The sequence below is a fragment of the Paenibacillus sp. JJ-100 genome (assembly GCF_948329825.1).
Lineage (GTDB): Bacteria > Bacillota > Bacilli > Paenibacillales > Paenibacillaceae > Paenibacillus.
On the sequence record NZ_CAOJCM010000001.1, the window covers coordinates 1263703 to 1288793 of the forward strand.

At 44.0% G+C, this 25091-nt stretch carries 17 protein-coding genes; 11 read left to right on the plus strand and 6 right to left on the minus strand.

Annotation, left to right across the window (positions count from 1 at the left end):
• Nucleotides 1–1638, plus strand: coding sequence for an extracellular solute-binding protein (locus PQG66_RS05900; RefSeq protein ID WP_272036513.1), 1638 nt, complete (start codon nt 1–3; stop codon nt 1636–1638).
• A gap of 162 nt (nt 1639–1800) precedes the next feature.
• On the opposite strand, the gene PQG66_RS05905 is transcribed toward PQG66_RS05900, so the two are convergent.
• Both PQG66_RS05905 and PQG66_RS05910 read right to left on the minus strand, forming a co-directional pair.
• Complete coding sequence (locus tag PQG66_RS05905; RefSeq protein WP_272036089.1) at nt 1801–3441, minus strand: response regulator; 1641 nt, start codon at nt 3439–3441, stop codon at nt 1801–1803.
• Between the two features lie 9 nt (nt 3442–3450).
• On the minus strand, nt 3451–5160 hold the full coding sequence (locus tag PQG66_RS05910) for a sensor histidine kinase (RefSeq protein ID WP_272036092.1): 1710 nt from the start codon (nt 5158–5160) through the stop codon (nt 3451–3453).
• A gap of 211 nt (nt 5161–5371) precedes the next feature.
• Between PQG66_RS05910 and PQG66_RS05915 the strand changes: the two genes are divergently transcribed.
• The 4 genes from PQG66_RS05915 to PQG66_RS05930 are packed head-to-tail and all read left to right on the plus strand — an operon-like array spanning nt 5372 to nt 12158.
• Nucleotides 5372–6256: an ABC transporter permease gene (locus tag PQG66_RS05915; protein ID WP_442955040.1), complete on the plus strand. Its 885-nt coding sequence runs from the start codon at nt 5372–5374 to the stop codon at nt 6254–6256.
• 15 nt (nt 6257–6271) lie between these two features.
• The gene (locus PQG66_RS05920; protein WP_272036101.1) at nt 6272–7150 is read left to right on the plus strand and encodes a carbohydrate ABC transporter permease; all 879 of its coding nucleotides are present in this window, start codon (nt 6272–6274) and stop codon (nt 7148–7150) included.
• Between the two features lie 42 nt (nt 7151–7192).
• Nucleotides 7193–11668: a carbohydrate binding domain-containing protein gene (locus tag PQG66_RS05925; RefSeq protein ID WP_272036103.1), complete on the plus strand. Its 4476-nt coding sequence runs from the start codon at nt 7193–7195 to the stop codon at nt 11666–11668.
• A gap of 55 nt (nt 11669–11723) precedes the next feature.
• Nucleotides 11724–12158: a DUF3237 family protein gene (locus tag PQG66_RS05930; protein WP_272036105.1), complete on the plus strand. Its 435-nt coding sequence runs from the start codon at nt 11724–11726 to the stop codon at nt 12156–12158.
• A gap of 131 nt (nt 12159–12289) precedes the next feature.
• Here PQG66_RS05930 and PQG66_RS05935 read toward each other — a convergent pair whose 3' ends face one another.
• The gene (locus PQG66_RS05935) at nt 12290–13057 is read right to left on the minus strand and encodes a sulfite exporter TauE/SafE family protein (protein WP_272036107.1); all 768 of its coding nucleotides are present in this window, start codon (nt 13055–13057) and stop codon (nt 12290–12292) included.
• Between the two features lie 208 nt (nt 13058–13265).
• Between PQG66_RS05935 and nagZ the strand changes: the two genes are divergently transcribed.
• Entirely contained in the window at nt 13266–15539 is a 2274-nt protein-coding gene (nagZ, locus tag PQG66_RS05940) for a beta-N-acetylhexosaminidase (protein WP_272036109.1), read from the plus strand.
• Between the two features lie 201 nt (nt 15540–15740).
• Here nagZ and PQG66_RS05945 read toward each other — a convergent pair whose 3' ends face one another.
• Nucleotides 15741–16304 carry a GerMN domain-containing protein gene (locus PQG66_RS05945; protein ID WP_272036111.1) on the minus strand — a complete coding sequence of 188 codons (564 nt, stop codon included), beginning with the start codon at nt 16302–16304 and terminating at the stop codon, nt 15741–15743.
• Nucleotides 16305–16356: 52 nt separating this feature from the next.
• Nucleotides 16357–17766: an N-acetylmuramoyl-L-alanine amidase family protein gene (locus PQG66_RS05950; RefSeq protein ID WP_272036113.1), complete on the minus strand. Its 1410-nt coding sequence runs from the start codon at nt 17764–17766 to the stop codon at nt 16357–16359.
• Between the two features lie 361 nt (nt 17767–18127).
• Between PQG66_RS05950 and PQG66_RS05955 the strand changes: the two genes are divergently transcribed.
• Nucleotides 18128–19192, plus strand: coding sequence for a polysaccharide deacetylase family protein (locus PQG66_RS05955; RefSeq protein WP_272036115.1), 1065 nt, complete (start codon nt 18128–18130; stop codon nt 19190–19192).
• Nucleotides 19193–19368: 176 nt separating this feature from the next.
• Here the strand turns inward: PQG66_RS05955 and PQG66_RS05960 are convergent, their stop codons facing one another.
• Nucleotides 19369–19704 carry a winged helix-turn-helix transcriptional regulator gene (locus PQG66_RS05960; RefSeq protein ID WP_272036117.1) on the minus strand — a complete coding sequence of 112 codons (336 nt, stop codon included), beginning with the start codon at nt 19702–19704 and terminating at the stop codon, nt 19369–19371.
• A 134-nt stretch (nt 19705–19838) separates the two neighbouring features.
• On the opposite strand from PQG66_RS05960, the gene PQG66_RS05965 reads away from it, so the two are divergent.
• The 4 genes from PQG66_RS05965 (at nt 19839) to PQG66_RS05980 (ending at nt 25081) form a co-directional block, all read left to right on the plus strand.
• The gene (locus PQG66_RS05965) at nt 19839–20753 is read left to right on the plus strand and encodes a DsbA family oxidoreductase (RefSeq protein WP_272036119.1); all 915 of its coding nucleotides are present in this window, start codon (nt 19839–19841) and stop codon (nt 20751–20753) included.
• Nucleotides 20754–21201: 448 nt separating this feature from the next.
• On the plus strand, nt 21202–22218 hold the full coding sequence (locus PQG66_RS05970; RefSeq protein ID WP_272036121.1) for a S66 family peptidase: 1017 nt from the start codon (nt 21202–21204) through the stop codon (nt 22216–22218).
• 479 nt (nt 22219–22697) lie between these two features.
• Nucleotides 22698–24071 (plus strand): cytochrome ubiquinol oxidase subunit I, encoded by a 1374-nt coding sequence (locus tag PQG66_RS05975; RefSeq protein ID WP_272036123.1) that lies wholly within the window; start codon nt 22698–22700, stop codon nt 24069–24071.
• Nucleotides 24068–25081 carry a cytochrome d ubiquinol oxidase subunit II gene (locus PQG66_RS05980; protein WP_272036125.1) on the plus strand — a complete coding sequence of 338 codons (1014 nt, stop codon included), beginning with the start codon at nt 24068–24070 and terminating at the stop codon, nt 25079–25081. Before PQG66_RS05975 ends, PQG66_RS05980 begins: the two co-directional genes overlap by 4 nt.
• The last annotated feature ends 10 nt before the right edge of the window (nt 25082–25091 follow it).

The window sequence follows — 25091 nt, forward strand, 5'->3', positions numbered from 1 at the left end:
ATGTTGGCGCTTACAGCAGTGTTAAGCGGTTGTAACAGTGGGTCAAGTCAAGAAGCTGCGCCAAGCACTCCAAGTACAGCACTCGAAATGAAAGATGGGAAGTATGATCCACCGGTGAGTGTCACCTATTTACGCCCATGGGGACCAGAAATAAAGTTTAAATCGGGAGAAGATCAGGATAACAACGTCCATACCAAATGGGCTAAAGACAAACTCGGTATCGAATTAAAAAATCAGTGGGTATCACCGTCCACTAACAATGCGTTTGAAACGAAACTGCGCTTGTCGCTTGCTTCCAATGCAGATATGCCGGATATTATCTCGTATCGCGGCGACTTCAATCTGGCACGTGAGTTAATTGAAACTGGCAAGTTCATTGATGCTGGCGAATTATTCGATAAATATGCAAGTGATACGTGGAAAGCCGCTGTGAATGAAGATCCTGCTGTATGGTATCCGTACATGCAGGATGGTAAACGGATCGGTATTCCGATTCTGGATTACTCCTACAATAGTGATCCAGTGATGTGGATTCGCGAGGATTGGATGAAGAAGTTTAATTTGAAAGCGCCTGAAACGATGGCTGATCTTGAAGTGATTATGGAAACGTTTACGAATAAAGACCCGGACGGCAATGGTAAAAAAGACACATACGGTCTGACCATCGGATTCAAAAACTGGTTGAGCACATGGATGTCTGACGCTGGCTGGATCTTCGGAGCCTACGGCACGATGCCAAATCAGTGGAATCTGAACGCAGAAGGAAAACTGGAGTACGGCTCTGTAAACCCTGGAGCAAAACAAGCTTTGGCAACACTTGCTGACTGGATGAGCAAAGGTTATATCCCGGAGGAAGCCGGTGTATATGATGAAACCAAAGCGGCAGAAGAGTTCACAGCAGGTAAAGCGGGGATTGTTGTCGGCCCTCACTGGATGCCGTCATGGCCGCTCGAAGATGTGAAGAAAAACAATCCGGAAGCGGAGTACAAAGCTTACCCGATTCCATCTGGACCTGATGGCAAGGCAGGCAGACGTGGTACCGCGAATGACAACGGTGTAATTCTGATCAGCAAAGATATGAAGAACCCAGAAGTCTTTTTCACATATCAAAACTATCTATTTGATCACTTTGCCAATCCAAAAGCAGGTGATGAATTCGAATATGGCTTCGCTGAAGGATATGACTGGGCAATGAAAGACGGCACACCAACAACCGATGCTAGTGTGACAGGCGGTTATGCACCTGAGAAATACACATTAACGTTTGATGGTGCACGTATCCCGAGTCTGAACATGGCTACGCTTGCGAAGTTTGCTAACGGTGAAGAAGCAACAACACCTTTCGAGAAAAAACTCAAGTCTGGCGTACCGACACCAATGGTGGAAGCGGCCAAGATTGTTCTGGATCAAAAAGATATCGCATTAAAACAGATGTTCACAGGTGCTCCAACCATGTCTATGCAGATGAATAACGACATCTTGACCAAAATGGAAAAAGATACATTCTCTCAGATCATCTATGGTAAAGCTTCAATCGACGCATTCGATACGTTCGTAGAGAAATGGAAGTCTTCTGGTGGAGATCAAAATACGCAAGAAGTTAATGAGTGGTATCAATCCGTAACTAGTGGCAAGTAGTGTAAGCAGGAATACAGGCATATAATAACATGAATAGCAAAAGCCTCGCTGGAGTAAAGTCCAGTGAGGCTTTTGTTACGTTAACCATTTGATATAACTCAATTGAATTCAATAGATATAAAAGCTAGTGATTTGCTATCAGACATTGATAACGTTGTTCATTTAAACAGGTAAATTCTCTCTGTATTCTTGTGGTGTCAGGTCGTAGAACTTCTTGAATACTCGAATAAAATAGGCTGTGTTGTTGTAGCCGACAAGCTCGGCTATTTCAAACACTTTGGCGCTGGTTGAGCGCAAATAGTAAGCTGCTTTTTCCATCCGCAATCGATAGACATAGGCTGTCAGCGCCTCTCCAGTCTCTGCCTTGTACACTTTCGACAAGTATACGGGGTGCAAGTGTACATGCTCTGCGATTGCTGGCAAGGAGACATCTGATGCGAGATGCAGGTCCACAAAACTTTTTACACTTCGAACGATTGTACTGTGATTGTCTTTAAGCTCCTGTTCTGCGTCTTCACTGATTGAATGCAGTGTGCGGAGCGACCAGTCTTTCAACTGCTGTGCGGTAGCGTAGTTTGGAGCCTGAAAGTATTTATACGTTTCGGCAGGCAGGACCGAAGAAATCTGTTTACCGTTCTTATGAATGATATAAGCAAAGGCTCCAGCCAGAGCATGATAGACCTCAATAATTGTTTCAGCAATATCATGATGTTGTCCTGATTCGAGCAGTTCATTGAAGATGACCTCAATTTTCTGTTCCACATCATCAAAGCGTCCGGCTTCGAGCAAACTGATCAGTGTTGGCGGCTTATAAAGAGACCGAATAGCTGGTAACGGGTGAACATCCTTATCATCTGAAGCGGTGATAAACAGACCCTGTGCCTGTCCCATATGCTTACGCATCGACCGGACAGCACTCTCATACATCACACCAATCTCATTCGGGAACTTGCCCCAGTGAGAGACGGAGATGGAGATGGCCCCTTTCAAATATAACTGAACGTTCGTCTGAATCTGCGCTGCATACTGCTCCAGCAGGGCTTGAGGCTTCTCCTCTTTGTTCGTGCTGTACGTGTTACCCGTTTTGACACTGACCAGTACAACCAGATAATCATGGACGTCCCGCGTGTGCCAGATATGAAAATGATGCTGCATGACTTCACTAATAATATTGCAGATTGCGTACTGAATCAGCGACAGATCATAATCGGCCATCTCGGTCAGATGTTCTTCCATACGGATCACGAGCATCCCCATTTCTTCACCAACCAAGTAGGGAAGTTCCAGTAACTCCAGCTTATCAGCAAGAGCAGAAGGGGAGTAGGTTTTGCCTGTAAGCAATTCATGGAGCATGGTAGACTGCAGTAGAGGCAAGTTGTCTTGAAACGCATGTAAAGCTCGTTGATATGAAGCGGCTGTTTCCCATTTTTGCTTGATCCGGTCCACAAGTCGTTGTACCGTTTCAATCAGATCTTCATCACTCACAGGTTTAAGCAAATAGTCAAAGCTCTCCTGAGCCATCGCTTGTTTGGCATATTCGAAGTCGGCAAATCCGGACAGGAGTATCGTTTGCACATGCGGCCATTTCTCGTGAATTGTCGTAATCAGATCAATGCCGGACATCTCCGGCATACGAATGTCGGTAATCACAATATCAATATCGTGATTCTCCATAATCTCAAGCGCCACGGCGCCGGATAATGCCTCATGTACCGTACCGATTCCACAGCTTTCCCACGGAATGGTCTCCGCTAGCGTTTCCACAACAGAACGTTCATCATCGACTAACAAAATTTGTAACATGTACTTCACCTACTTGTTGATATTGTTGTACCAGGTAATGCTCACTTTAACTCCACCGCTAGGCGAATGCTCGTAACTCAGACCCGCATCTTCACCATACAAAAAATACAAACGCTGATGAACATTCCAAGTTCCACATCCCATGTTGCCATCGAGCGGTTTGTGAAGATTATGGATTAATTCTTGCATCTGATCCTCACTCATACCTCGTCCGCTGTCTTCAACCGATATCGTGCATATTTCTCCTTCATGATGGCCTGTTATGGTAATATGTCCATCTTCGGTCCGAGGCTCAATGCCGTGAATGATAGCGTTCTCAACGATGGGTTGTAAGGTTAGACGCGGTAACGTTTTATGCAGCATATCATCGGGTACCTCAATCGTAAAATGCATTCGTTCCAGCCGAAGGGCCTGAATTTCCAAGTAATTTTGGACCATCGTCAGCTCTTCTTTTAACGTAGCTTCATCATTCTCCGATCTGGTTATGTATCGATAATATTCACCCAAATTAAGCGCCATCGCCACAACGGCTTTTTCGTTTTTCATTCTTGCCATATTTTTGATGTAGAAGAGGCAATTGTACAGGAAGTGCGGATTAATCTGGGACTGCAGTTGCTTCAGTGTGGCTTCACGTCTTCTCAGTTGCTCCTCATATACGTTCTCGATCAACTCTTGAATCCGCTGTGCCATGATGTTGAATCGTGCAAATAATAAACTAAACTCATTACGTGAGGTATAGTTCAAACGAACAGAAAAATCACCAGTAGACAGACGATTAGTTCCTTTCACAAGTTGAAGCAATGGAAGCTGAACGCTGCGATACAGAACATATAATACAACGACGCTCATAGCGATCAGAACTGCGATGGAGGCGTAGAAAAGATTCCGACTGCTCGTGATTGGCCCTAAAATTTGCTGCATAGGTACATAGTCCACATAGTACCATCCAAGACTGGGAGACTGAATGTACGAGACATAATATTCAGTATGGTCTAGCGTTGTCGTGAAACCGCCTTTTTCCTGTAAGTTCAACTCTCTCAGTTTGGAGAGAATGGATGTAAGAGTTTCATTCCCGCTAGTGTTACTGATTAAACCCATCTCGGGGTGGAACATAAACGGGTCACCTTTATTATTTAATTTGTTCTGATCCAGCATGGTCGTCAGATGATGTACAGGGAAGCTAATCTTGGTGATCAGTCTGGACTTGTCGGGTGCATCCATGGCTGTCGTTGGTTCTGTAGTGTACCACTCAAATTGATTCTGCGTATATGTCCAAGATTTCGAGAGTGGTTTGGAGAAATCATCCTCCCTATACGGGATATAAGCATAATAATCTGTGGAAATAGCTTTTTGCAACCTTGGAAAATAAAGTGTGATTGTTGAATGCCATTTGCTGGCCGCATTATACAGATTCATTTTCTCTAGAATGGCGCTTCCCACTTTGACACGTTCGTAGGGTACATCTTTGTAATCAGGCCGCTGATATTCCTGAATGCTAGAATCTTGACCAATGGACATCCCATAGAGAGACAATTGGTAAATGTTGGATTCGACGGAGTCGGCAAAGGTTGACAGATGATTCATGGTGTTGTTCTGAATTTCGTGTTCAATGACACGCACGCTTTCTCTGTTCGAATAGGTGTAGAGGAACAAAACCAGGACAAGCAGCGCTACAAACAGCAGCGTAATTTTGGTAAAGACATTCAGACGAGCGAACAAGACTCAACCTCCTCAACTCATTAAAATATTGTTATCGTTGTTGCAATATTAGGATATAGATCGCTATTAACCGTTGCTATAATTTTAATATACAAGTTCAGATCCACTTGTAAAATACAAATTTTAGAACATGGGGGATGTAGGGGTGAAGGAACATACGTTAGAGACGCCTCGCAAGCGGCGAGCCACCAAGGTGAAACAACGCTGGAATATGCAACGGAATTGGTCCTTGCATATGATGCTCGTACCCGCAGTTTTGCTGGCTATTGTATTTCAGTACATACCAATGGGCGGAATTGTGATTGCTTTTCAGGACTTTAAACCGTATCTCGGATTTAGCGAATCCAAATGGGTAGGTTGGGATAACTTCAAGTATTTATTTTTATATCCTGACGTAGGCCAGGTCATCTGGAACACGTTGGTCATTGCATTTTTCAAAATTATCGCGGGATTAATAGCGCCATTTCTGTTCGCTATTTTGTTGAACGAGGTTCGTTTAACCGCTTTTAAAAGGGTCAGTCAAACCCTTGTATATCTTCCGCACTTTCTATCATGGGTAATTTTGGGCGGGATATTGCTTGATATTCTTTCGCCGCAGGGCGGTATGGTTAATAAACTGATTGTTGCACTTGGCGGTGACCCGATCTTTTTCTTAGGAGATGGAACATGGTTTCGGATAACACTGATAGTTAGTGATGTGTGGAAAGAATTCGGCTTCGGAACCATTGTATTCTTGGCTTCTCTGTCCGGCATTAACCCGGCGCTGTACGAAGCAGCTGAAGTGGATGGAGCGAATCGATTCAAACAAACGCTGCATATTACAATTCCTGCACTGATGCCGATTACGATTGTACTCATGACACTTTCCATCGGAAATATTTTGAATGCAGGGTTTGATCAGGTATTCAACCTGTACAATCCGCTTGTATACGATAAAGGCGACATTATCGACACTTTCGTATATCGACTTGGTATCCTGAACGGTAAGATGAGCTTTGCAACGGCTGTAGGATTGTTTAAATCCGTTGTAGCAACGATTCTGATCGTGATCTCATATCGCATGGCTTACAAATTAGCGAACTATCGCGTGTTCTAGAGAGGAGAAAAGGGCTTGTATTACAAAACAAAAGGTTATCGGATATTCAGCGTTGCTAACTATATTTTCCTTGGCGTGTTATCATTGCTTTGCATTTTGCCTATTATTCATATCCTGGCCGTTTCCTTCAGCAGCATGGCACCAGCCTCATCGAATCTCGTAGGTTTCTGGCCTATTGGTTTTACGACAGATGCGTATGTCAAAACGTTTGGTAATTCAAACTTTATCAATTCTTTGCTCGTTTCGTTCAAACGAACGGTGATCGCAACCGTCATTGGTATGGTCATTATGCTGATTACGGCATTTCCATTATCGAAGGAAGACATTAACTTCAAAGGCCGTTCAATCTACACCTGGTTCTTTGTATTCACGATTCTGTTTAGTGGCGGTCTGATCCCGAGTTATATCCTGATCCAAAAGCTTGGTCTGATGGATACGATCTGGGCACTGGTGCTGCCGGGAGCATTGTCTGTATGGAATGTCATCTTGATGATGAACTTCTTTCGTGGACTGCCTAAGGAACTTGAAGAAGCGGCTTATCTGGATGGTGCAGGTCATATCAAAACGTTGGCGCTGGTTTACATACCGCTGTCCATGCCAGCGATTGCTACATTATCCTTGTTTACGATGGTAGGTCAGTGGAACTCTTGGTTCGACGGCATGATCTACATGTCCGATGTCAAAAATTATCCGCTTGCATCCTTATTGCAAACCATTATCGTTCAGCAAGATCTTAGTAAAATCAATGTGGACCCATCCATGTTGGAGAATGTATCCCAACGTACGGTTCGCGCAGCTCAGATTTTCATCGGGGCATTGCCGATCTTGGTAATATATCCATTCTTACAACGCTTTTTCGTTAAAGGTATCGTCATTGGGGCAGTAAAAGAGTAGTACTGCCCTGCAAGTGACCACACATTCTAGGGAGGAATATGAGTGAAAAAAGGGTTGGCTTGTCTCGTAGCAGGAAGCATGATCATTTCACTGGCAGCTCCGGCCGTAGTCGGGGCAGAACAGATGAAGCAGCAAACAGTAACGGAGCAGGAGCAGGCGTCAAGCCTGCTTCGGGCACCGTACAAAGATTTGCAGGGACATTGGGCTGAACATGCAGTGATGCGTATGCAGGATATGGCGCTCATTAAAGGTTATGCAGACGGCACATTCAGACCGAGTGAACGTATCAGCCGTGCCGAATTTGTTGTAATGCTTGATCGGGTATTCGGATTTGCAGGAGGCCCTGGATCGGCGTCATACACAGATATTAGTGAAAAAAACTGGTACTATGATGCAATCTCAAGAGCAAGCGGATCAGGCATTATTCAAGGAACGGATGAAACAGACCTGTCACCAATGATTCCGATTACGAGGCAGGATGCTCTAGTCATGGCAGATCGTGCATTTCAGCTGTCAAGAGCCAGTGAGAATGAAACGTCGGATCTCACGTTCAAAGACGAGAAAGACGTAGATGACTATGCTCGGCAAGCAATCAAATACTTCATAGACAACAAAATTGTAAACGGATACAATGGTAAACTTACACCGAGGTCCAACATCACGCGAGCAGAAGCGGCTACGATTCTATCGTCTCTAGTAGCGGGTATTCAGAACAAACCGGGCACATATCAATCCAACGTAGAAGGGAATCTGATTGTACGGTCAGCAGATGTGACGCTGAAAAATACAACGGTCCATGGCAACTTGTTGCTCGCTGAAGGTATTGGGGAAGGGACAGTGACACTCGACGGCGTAACTGTGACCGGAAGTGTCATCGTCAAGGGTGGAGGAAGTCATTCGATTCAGATCCATAACTCCAAGTTGAATCGGATGGTAGTAGACAAAAGATCCAGTCCAGTGCATGTACAGATGACGGGACCAACACAGGTTGAAGAATTGATCGTTGAACGTCAGGCTACTATGGACTTGTCCTCAGATAGTACAATTCAAATCTTACAAGTGAACAGCAAAGCCGCTCAAACGTCTATTACGTCCAAAGGTAAAATCAGACTGCTAGACGTGAATGCGGCAAACGTGTCGCTTAATGGGAAAGCGGTTACACCTGGTCGTCATAGTGATGACACGGCTTCGGAGACCGGGCAACCCGAGCAGCCACAATCTACTCTTCCGAGTAATAACAGTGGGAGCCATGGTTCCAATACAGATGGTGGCGGATCTTCGAATCCAGGTGGTCAGACGCCATCCGTACCGGGAACACCGTCAGGCGAGAAACCAATCCCGGCAACTACGATTCCAGATGAGCAGTGGGAAATGGTTTGGAATGATGAATTCGATGGACCTTCTGTAGATACAGCTAAATGGACGGTTCAAGATACGGAACTTGTCTATAATAACGAATTGCAATATTACAGCCCGAATAACACACGAATCGTGAAAGACGACGATCGAAATGTATTGCAGATTGAAGCGAAGAGGGAGCAGAGAGGTAATCAAAATTATACTTCTGGCAAACTGATTTCCAAGGAGAAAGGTGACTGGACCTACGGAAAAGTGGTCGTAAGAGCTAAGCTTCCCGTGCAACAGGGGATGTGGCCAGCGATTTGGATGATGCCTACCGATGAAGCCCATTACGGAGGCTGGCCCGCGTCTGGTGAGATAGACATTATGGAGCTGATCGGCGGTGAAAATAGAGATCACGAGGTCTACAGCACGATTCACTATGATTCCAAGAAAGCGGATGGCTCTCACGGTCATGATCAAGGTAAGTTTTCATTGCCTCAAGGTGAATCTTTTGCCGATGAATATCACGATTTTCAGGTGGAATGGTTACCTGGCATGATTCGCTTTTATGTGGATGGCAAGCTGCACCATCAGGTGAACAACTGGCAAACAACGGCCGTAGGACAGCCTGAGAGTTATACGTTCCCTGCACCGTTCGATCGTCCATTCTATCTCATCCTCAACCTTGCGGTGGGTGGAGACTGGCCGGGATCGCCCGAGAACGAATTTGTTTCTGATAAGATGAATGTTGATTTTGTACGCGTGTATTCATATAAAAATATGGACCAATGGCCAGATGTGACTACTCATCCAATAGAGCCGGAAAGACAGCGTGCCCCTCAATCAGATGGTAACCAGATCTATAATGAACAATTCACCCAAGGGGTGGATGCAAGTGGTGTTCCTACTGATTGGGACTTCATTACAAATGCTGGTGGAGAGGGTAAGGTTGAAGTTGTAGAAGATGCTGCAAAAGGAAAAGTTGCTAAAGTAACCATTACTAAGGCAGGAACGGAAACCTATGCAGTGCAGTTAACTCAGATGCCAATGTATATCCAGAAGAACAAGAAATATAAAGTTCAGTTTGATGCCAAAGCTTCTGCTAATCGGGATATCCGCTCTAAAGTCACTCAATTTGAGAAAAGCTGGACCAATTACTCTGAAGAGAAAGCTTTTGCGGTGACAACAGATTGGCAGCCGTACGAATACGAATTCAACATGCGGAGTGGTACAGACAACAATGCAAGGTTTGAATTTAATCTGGGATTGAATGAAGGCGAAGTTTTGTTGGCCAATGTGAGGTTGACGGAGATCGGTGAAGCTGATCCGCTTCCTGTTGAGCGCAAAGCACTGCCAGATGGCAATTATGTATTTAACGGTACATTTGATCAAGGAAAACAACGACTGGGTTTCTGGAACACAGAGATTCAACCTGGAGCAGAAGCACAGGTATCAGTCAACAACTTCTTGAAGTTCCCGATTATGGAGAGACAGCTCGTTGTAGACGTGAAGAAAACGAATGCACAGCCGGAACAAGTTGCTGTTGTTCAGTCTGGCATGAAGCTGGAAGGGAATACGACTTACGGGTTCTCTTTTGATGCCAAGGCAGATCACACAGGGATCATGGATATCGGGTTATCTACTGATGAGGGGCACAACGTACAGGTTCATCAAGGGCAGCAGATTCAATTAGGAAAAGAAATGAGAACGTACACCGGTGAGATTATGATCGGTGAAGGTGAAGCGGTAGCAACATCCGAATTAAAGCTTTTATTCGGGGCCACTTCAGGTAAGGTTTTTGTTGACAATGTGCGTCTGACGAAACGTGGGAAACCGGTATCCATCCAAAATTATGCTCATATCCCTGCTCCTGATGCGTATGTAATGCAGGGACTACAGCTCGAAAACTCGGATGAAGGCGGTAAACATGTCAGCTACATGGATGAAGGCGACCTGCTTCAATTCAAAATCAACGTAGCACAGGATGGGCTGTATGCTTTCTCTACACGAATGGCAAGTGCACAAGAGCAATCCAAAGTACGATTTACGATCCGGGATGAGGGAAATGAAGTCGTTGCAAGCTCTAATCTTTTGCTCGGAGATACGGGCGGCTGGCAAACATACAAAACAGTATATCTTCCAGCGGTTTCCTTACAAGCTGGTAAGATCTATTATGTGAATTTTGAGGGGAACGAGTATAATACACGCTGGCTCGACATCTCCAAGAGTAAAGTGAATAATGGTGGACTCAGCACCGATGCTACGAACTGGACACTGATCCCGGATGTAATCGCGGCAACGTACAGCAATGACCATGGAATCAGCGTAACTCTACCGGAAATCACCGGGAACGGGCGGGAAGCCATTTTACAGCAAGGACCGCTTGACCTTGAACCTGGCAAGACGTATCGTATGAGCTTTGACGCATCATCATCGATACCCAAATCTATACAAGTAGAAGTCACGAAGGCAGGTAATGATACAGAGATATACATGGACGATACAGCAGAACTGACAACAACGAAGCAGCAATATGCTTATACGTTTACCATGGGAGAGACAGCTAATAATGCAGCTATGCTAAAATTCGTTCTGGGCAATTCAGCTGAGCCAGCAGCTGAGCATCTAGTATCTATTCAGAATGTGATGCTGTTTGAAGTGAATCCGGGGGCAAACGAGGGTGGTCAGCCCGTACATGTCAACTTGATTAAAAATGGTGACTTTGCGCAAGGAACAGAAGGTTGGTTCTCTCATTCAGCGAGTAATAAACCAGAAGATCTGATGATTCGTGCCGAGAACCAGCAGTTGCATGTAAAGATTGGTCAAGTCGGAGATCAAGCATGGGACCGGCAGGTGATTCAGGAAGGGTTTTCCATGCAAAAGGACTACACCTATAAGCTAACGTTTAAAGCGAAAGCGACTAAGGCACGCAAGCTCGGTGTTGGCATTGGCTGGGTGGACATTCCGGCAAACTATAAGTGGACGGGATTTTATGGTAATCAAATGGATCTGACGACAGAAGAACAACAATATACATTTACATTTCAAGCAACTGAGCCGAGTTATGCGAACAGCCGAATCGTATTCGATATGGGTAACATTACAGGTAATGAACAAGTAGATACAATAATTACGTTGTCAGATGTGAATTTGGTGAATCTGGGTAAAGTGCAATGAGGCTTTTGGATAATCTTATTCCCCTATGAATAGACGGCAGAGAGGATGAAGATACATGACGGCTGAGTTAGACATGGAGGAACTGTTCACCGTGCATGTGAAGATTGAAAATTCAATCGAACTGCAGAATACGGATGGTGAGTCGGTTGTGATGATTACATTTGGAGGGCGAGTCTCCGGTACCTATTTTGAGGGGAACTTGCTTGAGGGTGGAGTGGATACACAAATTATTGCAAAAAGTGGAGGCCGTCACAGTCTCTCAGCGAGATATATGATGCAGGGAGTGGATCACATGGGACAGTCCTGTGAGATCTATATTGAGAATAATGGTTACATCGGGGAGAGTGATGGTGGTAGACTGTTTCGCACCTCTCCTCGGATGATCACAAACAGCAAGGCGTTGTCTTTTCTGAACACGGATGCCTTCATTGGTGAGGGATATTCCACTGCGGACGGGGTAGATATTAGAATCTTCAAGGTAAAAGCATGACTTACTGAAGGGAAGGCACACTCCCACAAATACTCCAATGATCCCTACAATCCTACAATATAATAAGAAAGAGCGTTGTTAACGAACAACGCTCTTTCTTATTCTTATACATATTTATGTATATTATAAGGTTAGAGCCACAGGATGGTAGCTCCAATCATAGGTGTTATAACCATGCTTACTTTTAGCCAGAATGCAGGCACACGTTTGGTGAACTTCGCTCCGACATATGAACCGGACATCGTACCTATGACAACCAGCAGTAGCAATTGAACATCGAGATAACCGATCTTCATATATCCCGCTCCCCCAGCTAAAGCGATAGGGATGATCACCAGCATGGTGGTTCCGGCAGCATAGAGCATTGGCATATTCAACAGCAGCATTAGGCCCAACTGAATAAACGGAGTGGAGCCGATACCGAACAGACCGGATAACATACCTGTGCAGACCCCAATGAGTAACGCGTATACCCAATAACGAAAGCTGTTCTCAAGCATAACTTTCTCAATGCGCGAGTCCGTATGGTGACGTGATACAAGGATTAAACGCAGCCACAAAGCAAGTCCTGACGCAAAAAGCATCAGTGAAGTCAGCATGCCCAGCCGCTCTTCCGGAATATAGGAGGACCAGCCTGAGCTTACCCAAGCACCAGCTGCTCCAGAAAGTCCAACGATAACCCCAGTTTTAAGGACAGCATTGCCTTCACGGTAATGGCTGATCGAACCCGAGAGCGAGGAGAAAAACATGGCAGCAAGCGCTGTTCCCAGAGCTACGTGAATCGGATATCCAAACGCAACCGTGAGGATTGAGATAATGAAACCTGAACCGCCCGCACCAACAAAACCGAGCAGGAGACCCAACAAAAACATGACTAGCACGATATTAATCATTAACATTAGACTTCTCCAAATTCTTATTTATCCGAAAATGATGTCAGATATTTTTTAGGTACACCAAAAAATGAATGTGAATTCGATTATATCATGTATGATCTAAGCCCTCTATACATTACATAGGTAACGCTTCCAAATAATGAACGAGCAACTAAGTGGAAAAGTTTGCGTCTAATCCTACATGGATGAACTTGAACAGGAGTGAACAGAATTGCATATCAAGTATAAAAAGGTGCTCACGGCAGCTATGGGCTTCATGTTGATCTGGGTGGGGAGCGCCAAGGCCGAAAGTACATTTAATGACCTTCAGTATTCGAAATGGGCCGTAGATGGCATCGAATATATGGCACAAAGGGGAACTGTAGCAGGTTACGGGAATAAGAAGTTCCAACCACAAACCTCAGTAACCCGAGGACAGGCCATTACCTTCTTGGTACGTGAGCTCTATCCTGACCAGCTTCAGAAGCCGGTAAAAAATATGAAATATGTCGATGTGCCAGCAACGCATCCTTTTTATCGTGAGATAGCGATCGCGGAGCAAAACGGATTAGCGGGTGGTTTTCCGGATGGAACATTTCGACCGAATACTCCGATTAGCCGGGCCGAAACCGCAGCTTTTCTAACACGAGCGTATCCGCTGGAACAGGGTTCTCAGCATGCGAACTGGAAAGACACAGACAAACATTGGGCATCCGCTCCAATTCAGATCATGAGTTCGAACGGGTTAGTCGGAGGTTATGTCGATGGCACATATCGACCAGATCGCAAGGTGACTCGAGCAGAGTATGCTGTATTTATGGCACGTGTTATTCGTTTCGAACGTGAAATCGCGATTCAGGCCAAGGATTGGGACAAGCTTATCTCCTACATGACGGTTAGTGAGCAAGTGGGACAGATGCTGATGCCCGATATCAGACAATGGAACGGCAATGCGACCACCACCTTGAATGAAGGTTTGAAAAATAGAATCCAGAACCATAATTTGGGTGGACTTATTCTTTTCGAAAAAAATATTGTGGATGCGCAACAGCTCGCCACTCTCACGCATCATATCCAGAACCAGAGTGGTGACATCCCACTCTTTCTAGGGATTGACCAGGAAGGTGGAGTAGTCCGTCGCATACCTGGCGGTACGAATCTTCCGGGACAGATGGCACTTGGCGCAACCAAAGATCCCGCTCTGGCAGAACAAGCGGGACAACTTACGGGGGAAGAGTTAAAAGCACTTGGCATACAAGTTAATTTTGCGCCTGTGCTGGACATCAATAGTAATCCCGACAACCCAATTATAGGGATTCGTTCATTTGGCTCAAGTGCAGACTTGGTAACACGACTGGGTATACCCTTAATGAAGGGATTACAGCAATCGGGCGTCATTGCGGGAGTGAAACATTTTCCAGGCCATGGAGATACTGCTGTAGATTCACATCTTGGTCTACCTGTGCTCAACCATACTCGTGAACAGCTGGACGCGGTTGAATTGGCTCCTTTCAGAGCTGCTATTGAACATGGTGTGGATATGATCATGACGGCACATATTGCGTTCCCGACGATCGACAAAGAGCAGGTGATCTCTCGCAAGGACGGTACTCAGGTACCAATTCCGGCCACGTTATCTCGTAAGGTGCTGACCGGATTGCTTCGAGAAGAATTGAATTATCAAGGTCTGATCATTTCCGATGCTTTCACGATGAAAGGTATTGCCGATCATTTTGGTGAAGCCGAGGCAGTACAACGTGCTGCGGCGGCGGGTGTAGACATTATTCTCATGCCGCAAGATGTGACTACTGCCCATCAGGCATTAATCGATGCTGTGAACAGTGGTCAGCTTTCCAAGGAGAGAGTGCACGATTCGGTAAAACGTATTCTGACAATAAAATCGAAGTACAATTTGTTCGAACCGAGCCCATCGCTTCCTCAGAAGTTACGTGAGCTGAAAGACATCATCGGCTCCAAAGGCCATCTTGAGATTGAACGTACGATCGCGGAGCGTGCCGTTACTGTTCTGGCCGGGAAGGATGGGAAAAGCGTGGATACCATTCGTACTGGTGATCGGGTGATGATTGTGGCATCGGATGCCGGGCAGGCGGAGCAACTTGAGAGACAGTTGAAGCAATCGAGAGGTAACGTATCCATACAAACGGAGACGTTCATCTTGAATTCAAACAATATGAAGAGCATTATTCAAGCGCTAAACAAAACAGATTATGTACTCCTTGCTTCATATCAATTCCGCAATGTGGGGAGCGAGGTGCGTTGGAACGAATTCCAGCAGTTAATCAACGGAATGAATGAGAGGAAGCTTCGTTATACACTGTTATCCCTTGGCAATCCGTATGAGATGCTTCATGTGGAAAATGTACGATCAGCCCTAGCAGTGTATGGTAAACAAGAGCCCAACACACTTGCTGCCATCCAGGTACTGTTAGGTCAACTTGAGGCGAAAGGCAAGATTCCAATCGAATTAGAATCATCTGAACAATAAAGACAAAACATGTATGTGATGTGATGTGATGTGATGTGATGTGATGTGATGATGCCAAAAAGTATTATGTAGATCGGTACTTCAAAAAACCTTGCTAGCGATAACGCAGCAAGGTTTTTCATTGGCTTTTCGTATAGAATTGTCTCTACCAGCTTGAACTATAGCGTTCATAGAAGCAACTTAACTTAGATATATTCCATGTTACTCTTTTTCGCGTACTATTGGATTTTCCAGCTCGACATGGCCCATCAGACTCTCGGTTTCTTTGCCGTCCACAAGCAACTGAATGCTCTGAACTTCTTCAAACTGGAACAGAGTTTGTTGTAGCACATCCAAGAAGAGAAGTTCCCCGCCTGAACCTAATCTCGCTTCATCCGGGATATGAATGTTTAACGTAAGCTTCCCGTCTTGATACTCCAGCGATTCAAGCCCAATGTCACTCCATAACGAAATATAATTCGGGTCATCCGAGTGCTGTAACACATCAAACGCTTGTGTATATTTTTCGTCATTATCCGAAAAGGTAATCTCGGATTTTTTGGTCTTAACCTGTGTTAATTCAGGGTCCACATAAGCCACTTCAATCTCATACGTCTCTTTTTTCTCCGTGTTTGGCACGGAGGGGGAGGAGGCGTTGGAAGAAGGCGGATCAGATACAGGTTTCGTGTTACCAGAATCGGTCACCTGTTTATTGCCGCATCCAGCAAGTATAATCACCGCGGTTAATATGCAGGTCATCATCATGTGATTCGACTTTTTCTTCATATATAAGCACATCCTCATCTTTCACATTCAATTTGTGGTCTGCTGATATTGTTCATTGCGGTTGATTCAGAAATTCTTTGATTCCGTTGACGATGGCCTGAGCTGCTTTGTCCTGAACACTCTCGGAGAGCATAGCCTGTTCTTCAGCAAGGTTACTCAGAAATCCGATCTCAAGAAGCACCGCAGGCATTGTAGTATCTCGAATGACTTCCAGATTACCGTTCTTAACACCACGATCTTTGAAGCCTAACGCTTCGATCAGATGTCTGTGTATGATATCTGCCAGTTCTTTACTATTACTTCGTTTGTAATAAAACGTTTCCGTCCCGGATGATTGAGGGGAAGCTTTGACGCTATTCCCATGAATCGATACAAATACATCTGCGTTTAACGTATTGGCGAGTTGCACGCGCTCTGGACGAGTAGGGTAAACATCCGTTTCACGCGTCATCACGACTTCAATATCCGGCTCCTGAAGCAAGAGGGCTTGAACCTTAAGCCCAAGCGGCAGAGTGAAGTTTTTTTCCTGTGTATTCGATATGCCGATGGTACCGGGATCTTTACCTCCATGGCCGGGATCAATAACAACGATGCTTTTTCCACTGTTCGAAGGCTGAGTCGGTACTCCTACGATTCCCGTGAGAGCCAAGTCCACAATCAGCTTGCCGCTGACATATTGTGTATTGACCTGTACATCGTCGCTCAGATTGTCGAGTTCGATCACGACCCGGACTTGGGCCGGATCTTTTTTGAATAGAGCGTACCGCACCTCTTTCACATGATCAATACCGCTAACATCTACTTTACCCATCGTTCCCTGTTGAAGAGCTGACCCGATATTATCCCCGAAGGTTGTACTCGGCAGATCGACCACAATACGATTCGGATTGGTCAATCTTGTAATCTGAGGTGTAACTTCTGTATCCATGGATACAACAAGCTGTTCATTAGTAAAGCTGATATCATCGACTTTGCTCCATCGTGTTTCCAGACCTGGAACATCGGAGGAAGGTTCAACTGGAGGAGTAACTGAGCTTGTCAGGCCTACAATCTTCTCTTTGTTATTCCAGCTTACCGACAGTCCCATTTCTTCGCTTACAAAACGAAGGGGAACGACAACTGTGTTTTTAATCAATTGAGGCGCAGTGTTGAGTTTTACTTTTTCATTCTGAACACTGGCTTCCGTTTTGCCAACATTTAACGAAAGTACCTTCGAATTCTGTTCAATACTTACATTCTGAGTTTTCTGATTCCATGACACCTTAAATTTAAGGTTCTCGGCAACGACGCGGATCGGGATCATCACATTTTTGTTGATGTTAACAACCTCGACGTCTGAAGGCATGACAAGCTCTTGACCATCCAGAATAATTTTAGTTTGTGGAGCAGCGGCATGTCCCATATGGGGCAGAACGAGCAAAAGAAACAAACTGAACAACAATGCACAACCGATTTTTCTCATTTTACACCTCTGTTAAATTCTATGATTCGGAGTGGGGAATAACCATCAATCTATGAAACTAGTACGTAATGACAATATTCTACATGTGCGCGATGTGTTCCTGCCTGTATCAAACTTCTTCTACAATTAAATTGAATATATTTCAATATATAGCATTTACTTCTATGTATTCGTCGTTTATACTAGATTCAACTTGAGACAAACACTACATGAAAAGAGAAAATTGACTTGTTTCTTTACATTTTGTAAGCGCTTTATCTTAAGAGTTGTGATTGATCGAGAGGGGAGGGATTGGAGAAAGTGTAATTGAACATTTTAACAAAATAAATATTATGTAAACTATTCTAGTGGAGGTGTATTCATGTTTAAATCCAAGCTCATGAAAGCCGCAATGTCTTTTGCTCTTTTAGGTACATTAATTGCCATTCCCCCTATATCCCCGGTTAGTGCAGCTGATGCCAGTTGCCCTAATGGTTATGTAGCCCTGACCTTTGATGATGGTCCTACCAACAATACAAATAATATTCTAAATGCATTAAAACAGGCAGGCTTGCGTGCGACTATGTTCAATATCGGACAAAACTCTCAAAATAATCAGTCTTTAGTTCGTGCCCAGGTATCAGCAGGCATGTGGATTGGTAATCATTCCTATACCCATCCGGATATGACCAAACTGAATAGTTCACAGATGGCATCAGAGATTTCACGTACCCAGGATACCATTCGTTCGATCACAGGTTCCTCACCTAAACTTTTTAGGCCGCCATATGGTGCCACCAACGCAACGTTGAAATCAGTTATAAGTCAGAATGGGTTGAGAGAAGTATTGTGGAACGTAGACTCACAGGATTGGAACGGTGCGAGTGCTTCACAGATTGTAGCAGCCGTTAATCGTATGGCAAGCGGTGACGTTATTTTGATGCATGATCAGTACCAGACCACATTACAGGCCATTCCTCAGATTGCACAAAATTTGAAGAACCGTGGCCTCTGTGCAGGAATGATCTCCCCATCGACAGGACGAGCTGTAGCACCGGATGGCGGAACAACGAATCCGCCGGCAGCATCCGTTAAAGTCGAGGCGGAGAATATGACTAAAAGCGGTCAGTATGCCTCCAACATCAGCTCTCCGTTCAACGGCGTTGCTCTCTATGCTAACAATGACGCTGTTCGGACGACAACTAACTTTACTAGCGGAACACACTCATTTGCCCTGCGAGCTGCTTCGAGCAACGCCAATATGGCTAGAGTGGAGCTAAGGATCGGAGGGCAAACGAAAGGAACGTTTTATTATGGAGGCAGCAGCCCTGCTGTGTACACACTGAACAATATTAGTCACGGTACGGGCAATCAGGTGATTGAGCTGATTGTCACAGCAGACGACGGTACTTGGGACGCTTATCTGGATTATTTAGAAATAAGTTAGTGAATTCATTAACGGATATAAATATCCCTCTTTAAATAGATGTAAGGCTATTTCAATAACGGGCACCATACAAGGTGGATCGTCTACGAGATAGCCTTTTTGTGCTTTCGGGCGCGGATGAAATCCATGTAGAATCGATGGTTTAAACCATCACATTTAGACGACTTATCAAGAGATTAGCTCAATCCCCGTTGCATATTTTTCTGACCCCATAACACCATGGATTCAATTAAAGGAACCAGCTCTTTGCCTGATGCTGTCAGCGAGTATTCGACTCTTGGCGGAATTTCATTATACTGCTCCCGATGAACAATACCATATTGAATCAAGTCTTTCAGACAGTTCGACAACATCGTTGGTGTAATTCCAGGAAGCCTTCTTTTCAACTCATTATAACGAATCATGTCAGCTTCACTCAAAATCGCCAGAATGGGCAAGTTCCACTTACCACCAATCACCTGAAAAGCATACGTCGCTGGACAAAGTTGATCGAAATTAAGGTCGTATTTCATGCGGATCCTCCCAATAGTATACTTTTTGATACTTAGTCAGAAAAAGAATCGTACTTGTTCTAAATATTGTAACTCTTATACTTATACTAACACATATTCAATCAATCAGACGAAATTAAAAAGGCGGGATAACGATGAGTAATGACTCCATGGTATGTGATCTGGAAACAGGCGTGTGCGGTATAAGTGATGATGAAGAAATGCAAATAATTGATCTGAAGAAGGAAGAGAAAAAAAGTACATTGTACTATGTAACAGACCCCATTTGTTCACACTGCTGGGCACTGGAGCCTGTACTTAATCGCTTCATCGAAGAGTATGGTCATTATTTTAATGTAGAGATTAAAATGGGAGGTCTATTAGCAAGCTGGCAGGGATTCTCCGATGGAGCAAATGGTATTCAGAAGCCATCAGATGTAGCTGAACATTGGAGAGAAGTCGGTGTGTATTCACGGATGCCGATTGATGGTTCTTTGTGGGTTGATCATCCGATCCAGTCTTCCTATCCACCGTCTCGCGTATTTAAGGTGATTCAACGTGAGTATCCTGGGAAAGAACAAGCGTTTTTGAGACGAGCACGTGAAGCTGTCTTCGTATTCAATCAAAATATTGCAGAAGATGAGGTGCTTGTTGCGATTGTAGATCAACTGGGTCTGAATGGAAAAGAAATAGTGGACGCAGCTGCACAACAATCTGCACAAGATTTATTGGAAGAGGATTTTGAGATGACTGCTCGGCTTGGCGTTCGAGGTTTTCCTTCTATTATTATCGTCAACAAGGAGGAGCAGGGAATTAAAGTAACAGGGGCCCGCCCTCTGGAAACGTATGTTCAAGCGTTGCAACAGATATTGGGTGAAACGCCGAAACCGAAGAAAATCACTACGCTGACGGACAAAATGAAAGAAGGAAACCTTTTGTTCTCCAAAGAAATAGAGGTGCTGTACGACATAGAAAAAGCCAATGTGAAAAAGTATGTACAATCGCAACTACAAGAAGACACTTATCATGTAAGGCATATCTTAGATGAGATGGCAATTCAGCGTGTATGACTCAACGAGGAGTAATCAAATATGTAATTAGCACATTTATCCATGTGTTATTACAAATTCCTCGAGGCCTGTATTCGAATAAAGTCACATGAATACATGTAAATCAGCCAGGTAATATGAACAACAATGTACGACGTGACGAGAGCTCTTACGTTCAAGTTTTTATCTTCATTTTATAATCTGAAAATGTGGAATAGAAGTAGACCGTATGCAGACGCCAGAAAGAGTAACGGGTTCCCCTTTGAGGTGCAAAGCACTTGATTGACTATAAAAGAGACATTCAAACTGCCCATAGTTTGGATGTCTCTTTTTCCTTATGTAATAAAGCTTTTCGTCGGTTTCCTTCGCATTTTTGGGCTATATATTTCATTCTAATATGATATTGTTGAAAGATATTGCATCTCACAAAATTTTTACAGTGAAAATGAAATTCAGGGAGGCTGATTAAGTGATTAGATATCCGTCTTTAAACGAAGGAACAACAATTGGTGTAACAGCACCCTCGTCAGGAGTAAAAGTCGAATTTCACGATTTGCTCAGACTTTCTTTCAATCGTATGGAGATGCAAGAATTCAAAGTTGTTTGTGGAGAAACGATTTGGACTCAAAATAAAGCTAAGTCTTCTCCAGCCAAAGTACGTGCTATTGAATTGAATAAAATGATGAAAGATGATCAGATCGGTATAATCATCCCACCTTGGGGTGGTGAACTTTTAATCGAAATCCTTGAATACCTTGATTACGATAATTTTAAGAGTAAATGGATTTTAGGTTATTCAGATACAAGTGTATTATTGTTAGCAATAACCTTAAAAACAGGCATAGCAACTGCTCATGGTACAAATCTTATTGATTTACGTGGAGATTATTCTGATAACACAACTGCAATGTGGCAAACTGTCTTATCAACTAAAACTGGCGAATCGATCATCCAATATTCATCGAAGAAATATCAAAAGGAATGGAAACACTCTGATCCTTCGCCATGTGTCTTTCATTTAACAGAGCAAACATATTGGAAGACTATTCAAGATACTAATGTTAAAATACACGGTCGCTTACTCGGTGGATGTGTCGATGTGATAAGACATTTAATTGGCACACCGTTTGGTGATGTAACACATTTTCAAAAGAATTATGTAAATAATGAACCCATCTTATGGTATTTAGAGAATTGCGAACTATCGACAACTGATTTACGCAGATCGTTGGTTCAGATGAAATTAGCAGGTTGGTTTGATAATTGTTCGGGTATTCTGTTTGGAAGAAGTGATGCAAATCAACCTATTGACAATTATACAGCAGAGGATATTTACAACGAGCTGTATGAGGAATTGCAGATTCCAATCATCTACGATATTGATTGTGGTCATGTTCCACCACAAATAACGTTTATAAACGGGGCATATGCTGTGATAGAAGTAGGAGATGGTAAAGGTTCCGTAAAGCAATCCTTTAATCAATAATTACTCGATTCTCAAAAAACGATAAATAGACAGCCGTTAGACTGTCCATTTATCGTTTTTTTCATTAACATCTAGGCTCGGACCATTATAACAGTATTGATTCAAGCTCACTTATCATGGATAAATTACACAAAGCAATAGCCCCTATGGGGGATTGTTCTATTTTTCACTAAGTTGTCAGAAAGACTTGATTCTTTCTTGAACGTTTTGAGGCGAAGCCGTGTCATCCGTTGAATTGCTTTAAATTGAGGATATAATAATTTTAAATATAGGACCTCGCCTTTGAACTAGAGCGTATCGATTCAAGATATAGCGAATTGTTACTTGCTTATGAAATCATCTTGAATATAGTGATAGGTGATATAGAGGTGCTACTAAATAATTGGCGATCTATCCGTACACTCTATTTTGTGATTTTTTTCTCATAGTGTAGAGGTTATCCAATCAATGAATGGAGTTTGAGAGGGGGCAGTTTTACAATGGCCGTTGATACGGTGTTATGGAGCAGACTCATAACGGGTCTAACACTTGCTTTTCACGTTATTTTCGCAACGCTCGGTGTAGGTATACCGTTGATGATCTCGATCGCTGAGTTTATGGGGATCCGGAAGAAGGACCACCATTACATACTCATGGCGAAGAGATGGTCAAGAGGATTTGTCATTTCGGTAGCGGTGGGTGTGGTGACGGGTACAGCGATATCACTGCAGCTTGCTCTAGTGTGGCCAAACTTTATGAAGCTGGCTGGTAATGTCATCGCATTGCCGCTTTTTATGGAAGTATTCGCGTTCTTTTTTGAAGCTATCTTCCTGGGAATCTATCTTTACACTTGGGATCGGTTCAAAAACCCGTATATTCACTGGTTGTTAACGATTCCCGTTGTCGCCGGTGCAGGTATGTCCGCAGTTTTCATCACTACCGTGAACGGATTCATGAACCAGCCTGAAGGGTTTGTGATGCAGGCAGGGCAATTCACGGCGGTGAATCCTGTACAAGCCATGTTGAATACAGCTACATTCTCCAAGGTGTTCCATGTATTGAGCTCGGCTTATTTAACAGGAGCGGCTTTGCTAGCCGGGATTGCGGCTCTGGCACTGTTGAGAAGAGGGATGTCCGCTTATCACAAAAAAGGCCTGAATCTAATGATGGCAGTTGTTTTGGTATTCAGCTTATTAAATACACTCGCTGGTGATGTATCTGCCAAATTTTTGGCTGAACATCAGCCGGAGAAACTAGCTGCCGCAGAATGGCACTTTGAGACAGAAAGCGGCGCTGACTTGATTTTGCTCGGATGGTTGAACGCGGAGCATGAAATAATAGGGGCGTTGCATCTTCCTAAGTTACTTAGCTTCCTGGCGTTTGGAGACTTTAATGCCGAAGTCACTGGGCTGAACGAATTTCCACTAGATGAACGACCGCCCTTACTCGTGCATTATCTATTCGACCTGATGGCTGGGATCGGATTCGCCTTGCTCGCCATCTCCAGTCTTTACTTTCTGTTTGTGTTATGGAAGAAACGTAATCAATTCAACAAATGGATGCTTCGCCTTGTAGCACTTAGCGCACCACTTGCTTTCCTGGCTGTCGAGATGGGTTGGTTCTATGCTGAAATTGGGCGACAGCCGTGGATTATACGAGGATACATGCGAGTTGAAGAGGCCGCAACTACGTCACCAAGTGTTCGTATTTTATTCTTTGTTTTCTTGTTCTTGTATATCGTACTTGGTGTGATCTGTGCGCTCGTCTTAAAACGATTATTCAATAACAACCCTGCGGAGACAGAGATGGAACAGTGGTTAAAAACGCAGGAGCAAGCGGCATTAGGCACAGAGAAAGGAGAGCAAATTAAATGAGTTATGAATTGATAGGCATCTCCGTGCTCTGGCTCTTCTTATATGGATATCTGATCATTGCTTCAATTGATTTTGGAGCCGGATTCTTTGCCTTTTATGCACGTCTGACGAAACAGGATCACCTGATTAATCGTTTAATCTCTCGATATCTATCACCCGTGTGGGAGATTACGAATGTATTTTTCGTCTTTTTCTATATTGGTATTATCGGATTTTTCCCGGATACGGCATCCTATTATGGCGCTGCACTTATTGTACCAGGAAGCATAGCCCTCATTCTGCTTGCCATTCGAGGTTCGTTCTATGCCTTTGAGAACTATGGTTCCAAGAACAATATCGTATACCTGTTTTTATACGGAGCTACAGGTTTGCTGATTCCAGCATCTCTATCTGTGGCGCTGACCTTATCGGAGGGCGGGTTTATTCTGAAACAGGGAGAGGCGGTTTCGCTTGATTACTGGGCCTTATTAACCAATCCGTTATCCTGGAGTATCGTCGGACTGGCTGTTGTCTCAGTGCTTTTTATCAGTGGATCGTTTCTAACCTTCTACGCTTCCAGAGCTGAAGACGAGGGTGCTTTGAAGCTAATGCGGAATTACTCCCTGTTTTGGAGCACACCAACAATTATATTAGCATTGACAGCATTTATATATCTGGGACAGCACAACGAACGCCACTTTCAAAATATGATGGATCTGTGGTGGATGCTCGCTCTATCCGTAGCGTTTTTTATGGCTGCGATGTGGCTGCTGTTTAACGGGCGCCGTTACGGTCTTGCATTTATTTTTGTCATGCTACAGTTTTTCAGTGCTTTTTTCGCATACGGTATCGGTCAGTATCCATACATTCTGGATCCGTACATTACGATTCAAAACAGTGCCACACCGCCAGCGATGGGAATCGCACTCGTTGTTGTATTTATCGGGGGGCTATGCCTACTAATTCCATCACTGATTCTGGTATTCAAACTGTTCCTGTTTGATGCGGATTACGTCAAAGGTAAGAAATAAAAAGGAGGGT

Coding starts and splice junctions, on each gene's coding strand:
- PQG66_RS05900 (WP_272036513.1), top strand. CDS start 1: ATGTTGGCGCTTACAGCAGTGTTAAGCGGTTGTAACAGTGGGTCAAGT.
- PQG66_RS05905 (WP_272036089.1), bottom strand. CDS start 3,441: ATGTTACAAATTTTGTTAGTCGATGATGAACGTTCTGTTGTGGAAACG.
- PQG66_RS05915 (WP_442955040.1), top strand. CDS start 5,372: ATGCAACGGAATTGGTCCTTGCATATGATGCTCGTACCCGCAGTTTTG.
- PQG66_RS05930 (WP_272036105.1), top strand. CDS start 11,724: ATGACGGCTGAGTTAGACATGGAGGAACTGTTCACCGTGCATGTGAAG.
- PQG66_RS05935 (WP_272036107.1), bottom strand. CDS start 13,057: ATGTTAATGATTAATATCGTGCTAGTCATGTTTTTGTTGGGTCTCCTG.
- PQG66_RS05945 (WP_272036111.1), bottom strand. CDS start 16,304: ATGAAGAAAAAGTCGAATCACATGATGATGACCTGCATATTAACCGCG.
- PQG66_RS05950 (WP_272036113.1), bottom strand. CDS start 17,766: ATGAGAAAAATCGGTTGTGCATTGTTGTTCAGTTTGTTTCTTTTGCTC.
- PQG66_RS05955 (WP_272036115.1), top strand. CDS start 18,128: ATGTTTAAATCCAAGCTCATGAAAGCCGCAATGTCTTTTGCTCTTTTA.
- PQG66_RS05960 (WP_272036117.1), bottom strand. CDS start 19,704: ATGAAATACGACCTTAATTTCGATCAACTTTGTCCAGCGACGTATGCT.
- PQG66_RS05965 (WP_272036119.1), top strand. CDS start 19,839: ATGAGTAATGACTCCATGGTATGTGATCTGGAAACAGGCGTGTGCGGT.
- PQG66_RS05975 (WP_272036123.1), top strand. CDS start 22,698: ATGGCCGTTGATACGGTGTTATGGAGCAGACTCATAACGGGTCTAACA.
- PQG66_RS05980 (WP_272036125.1), top strand. CDS start 24,068: ATGAGTTATGAATTGATAGGCATCTCCGTGCTCTGGCTCTTCTTATAT.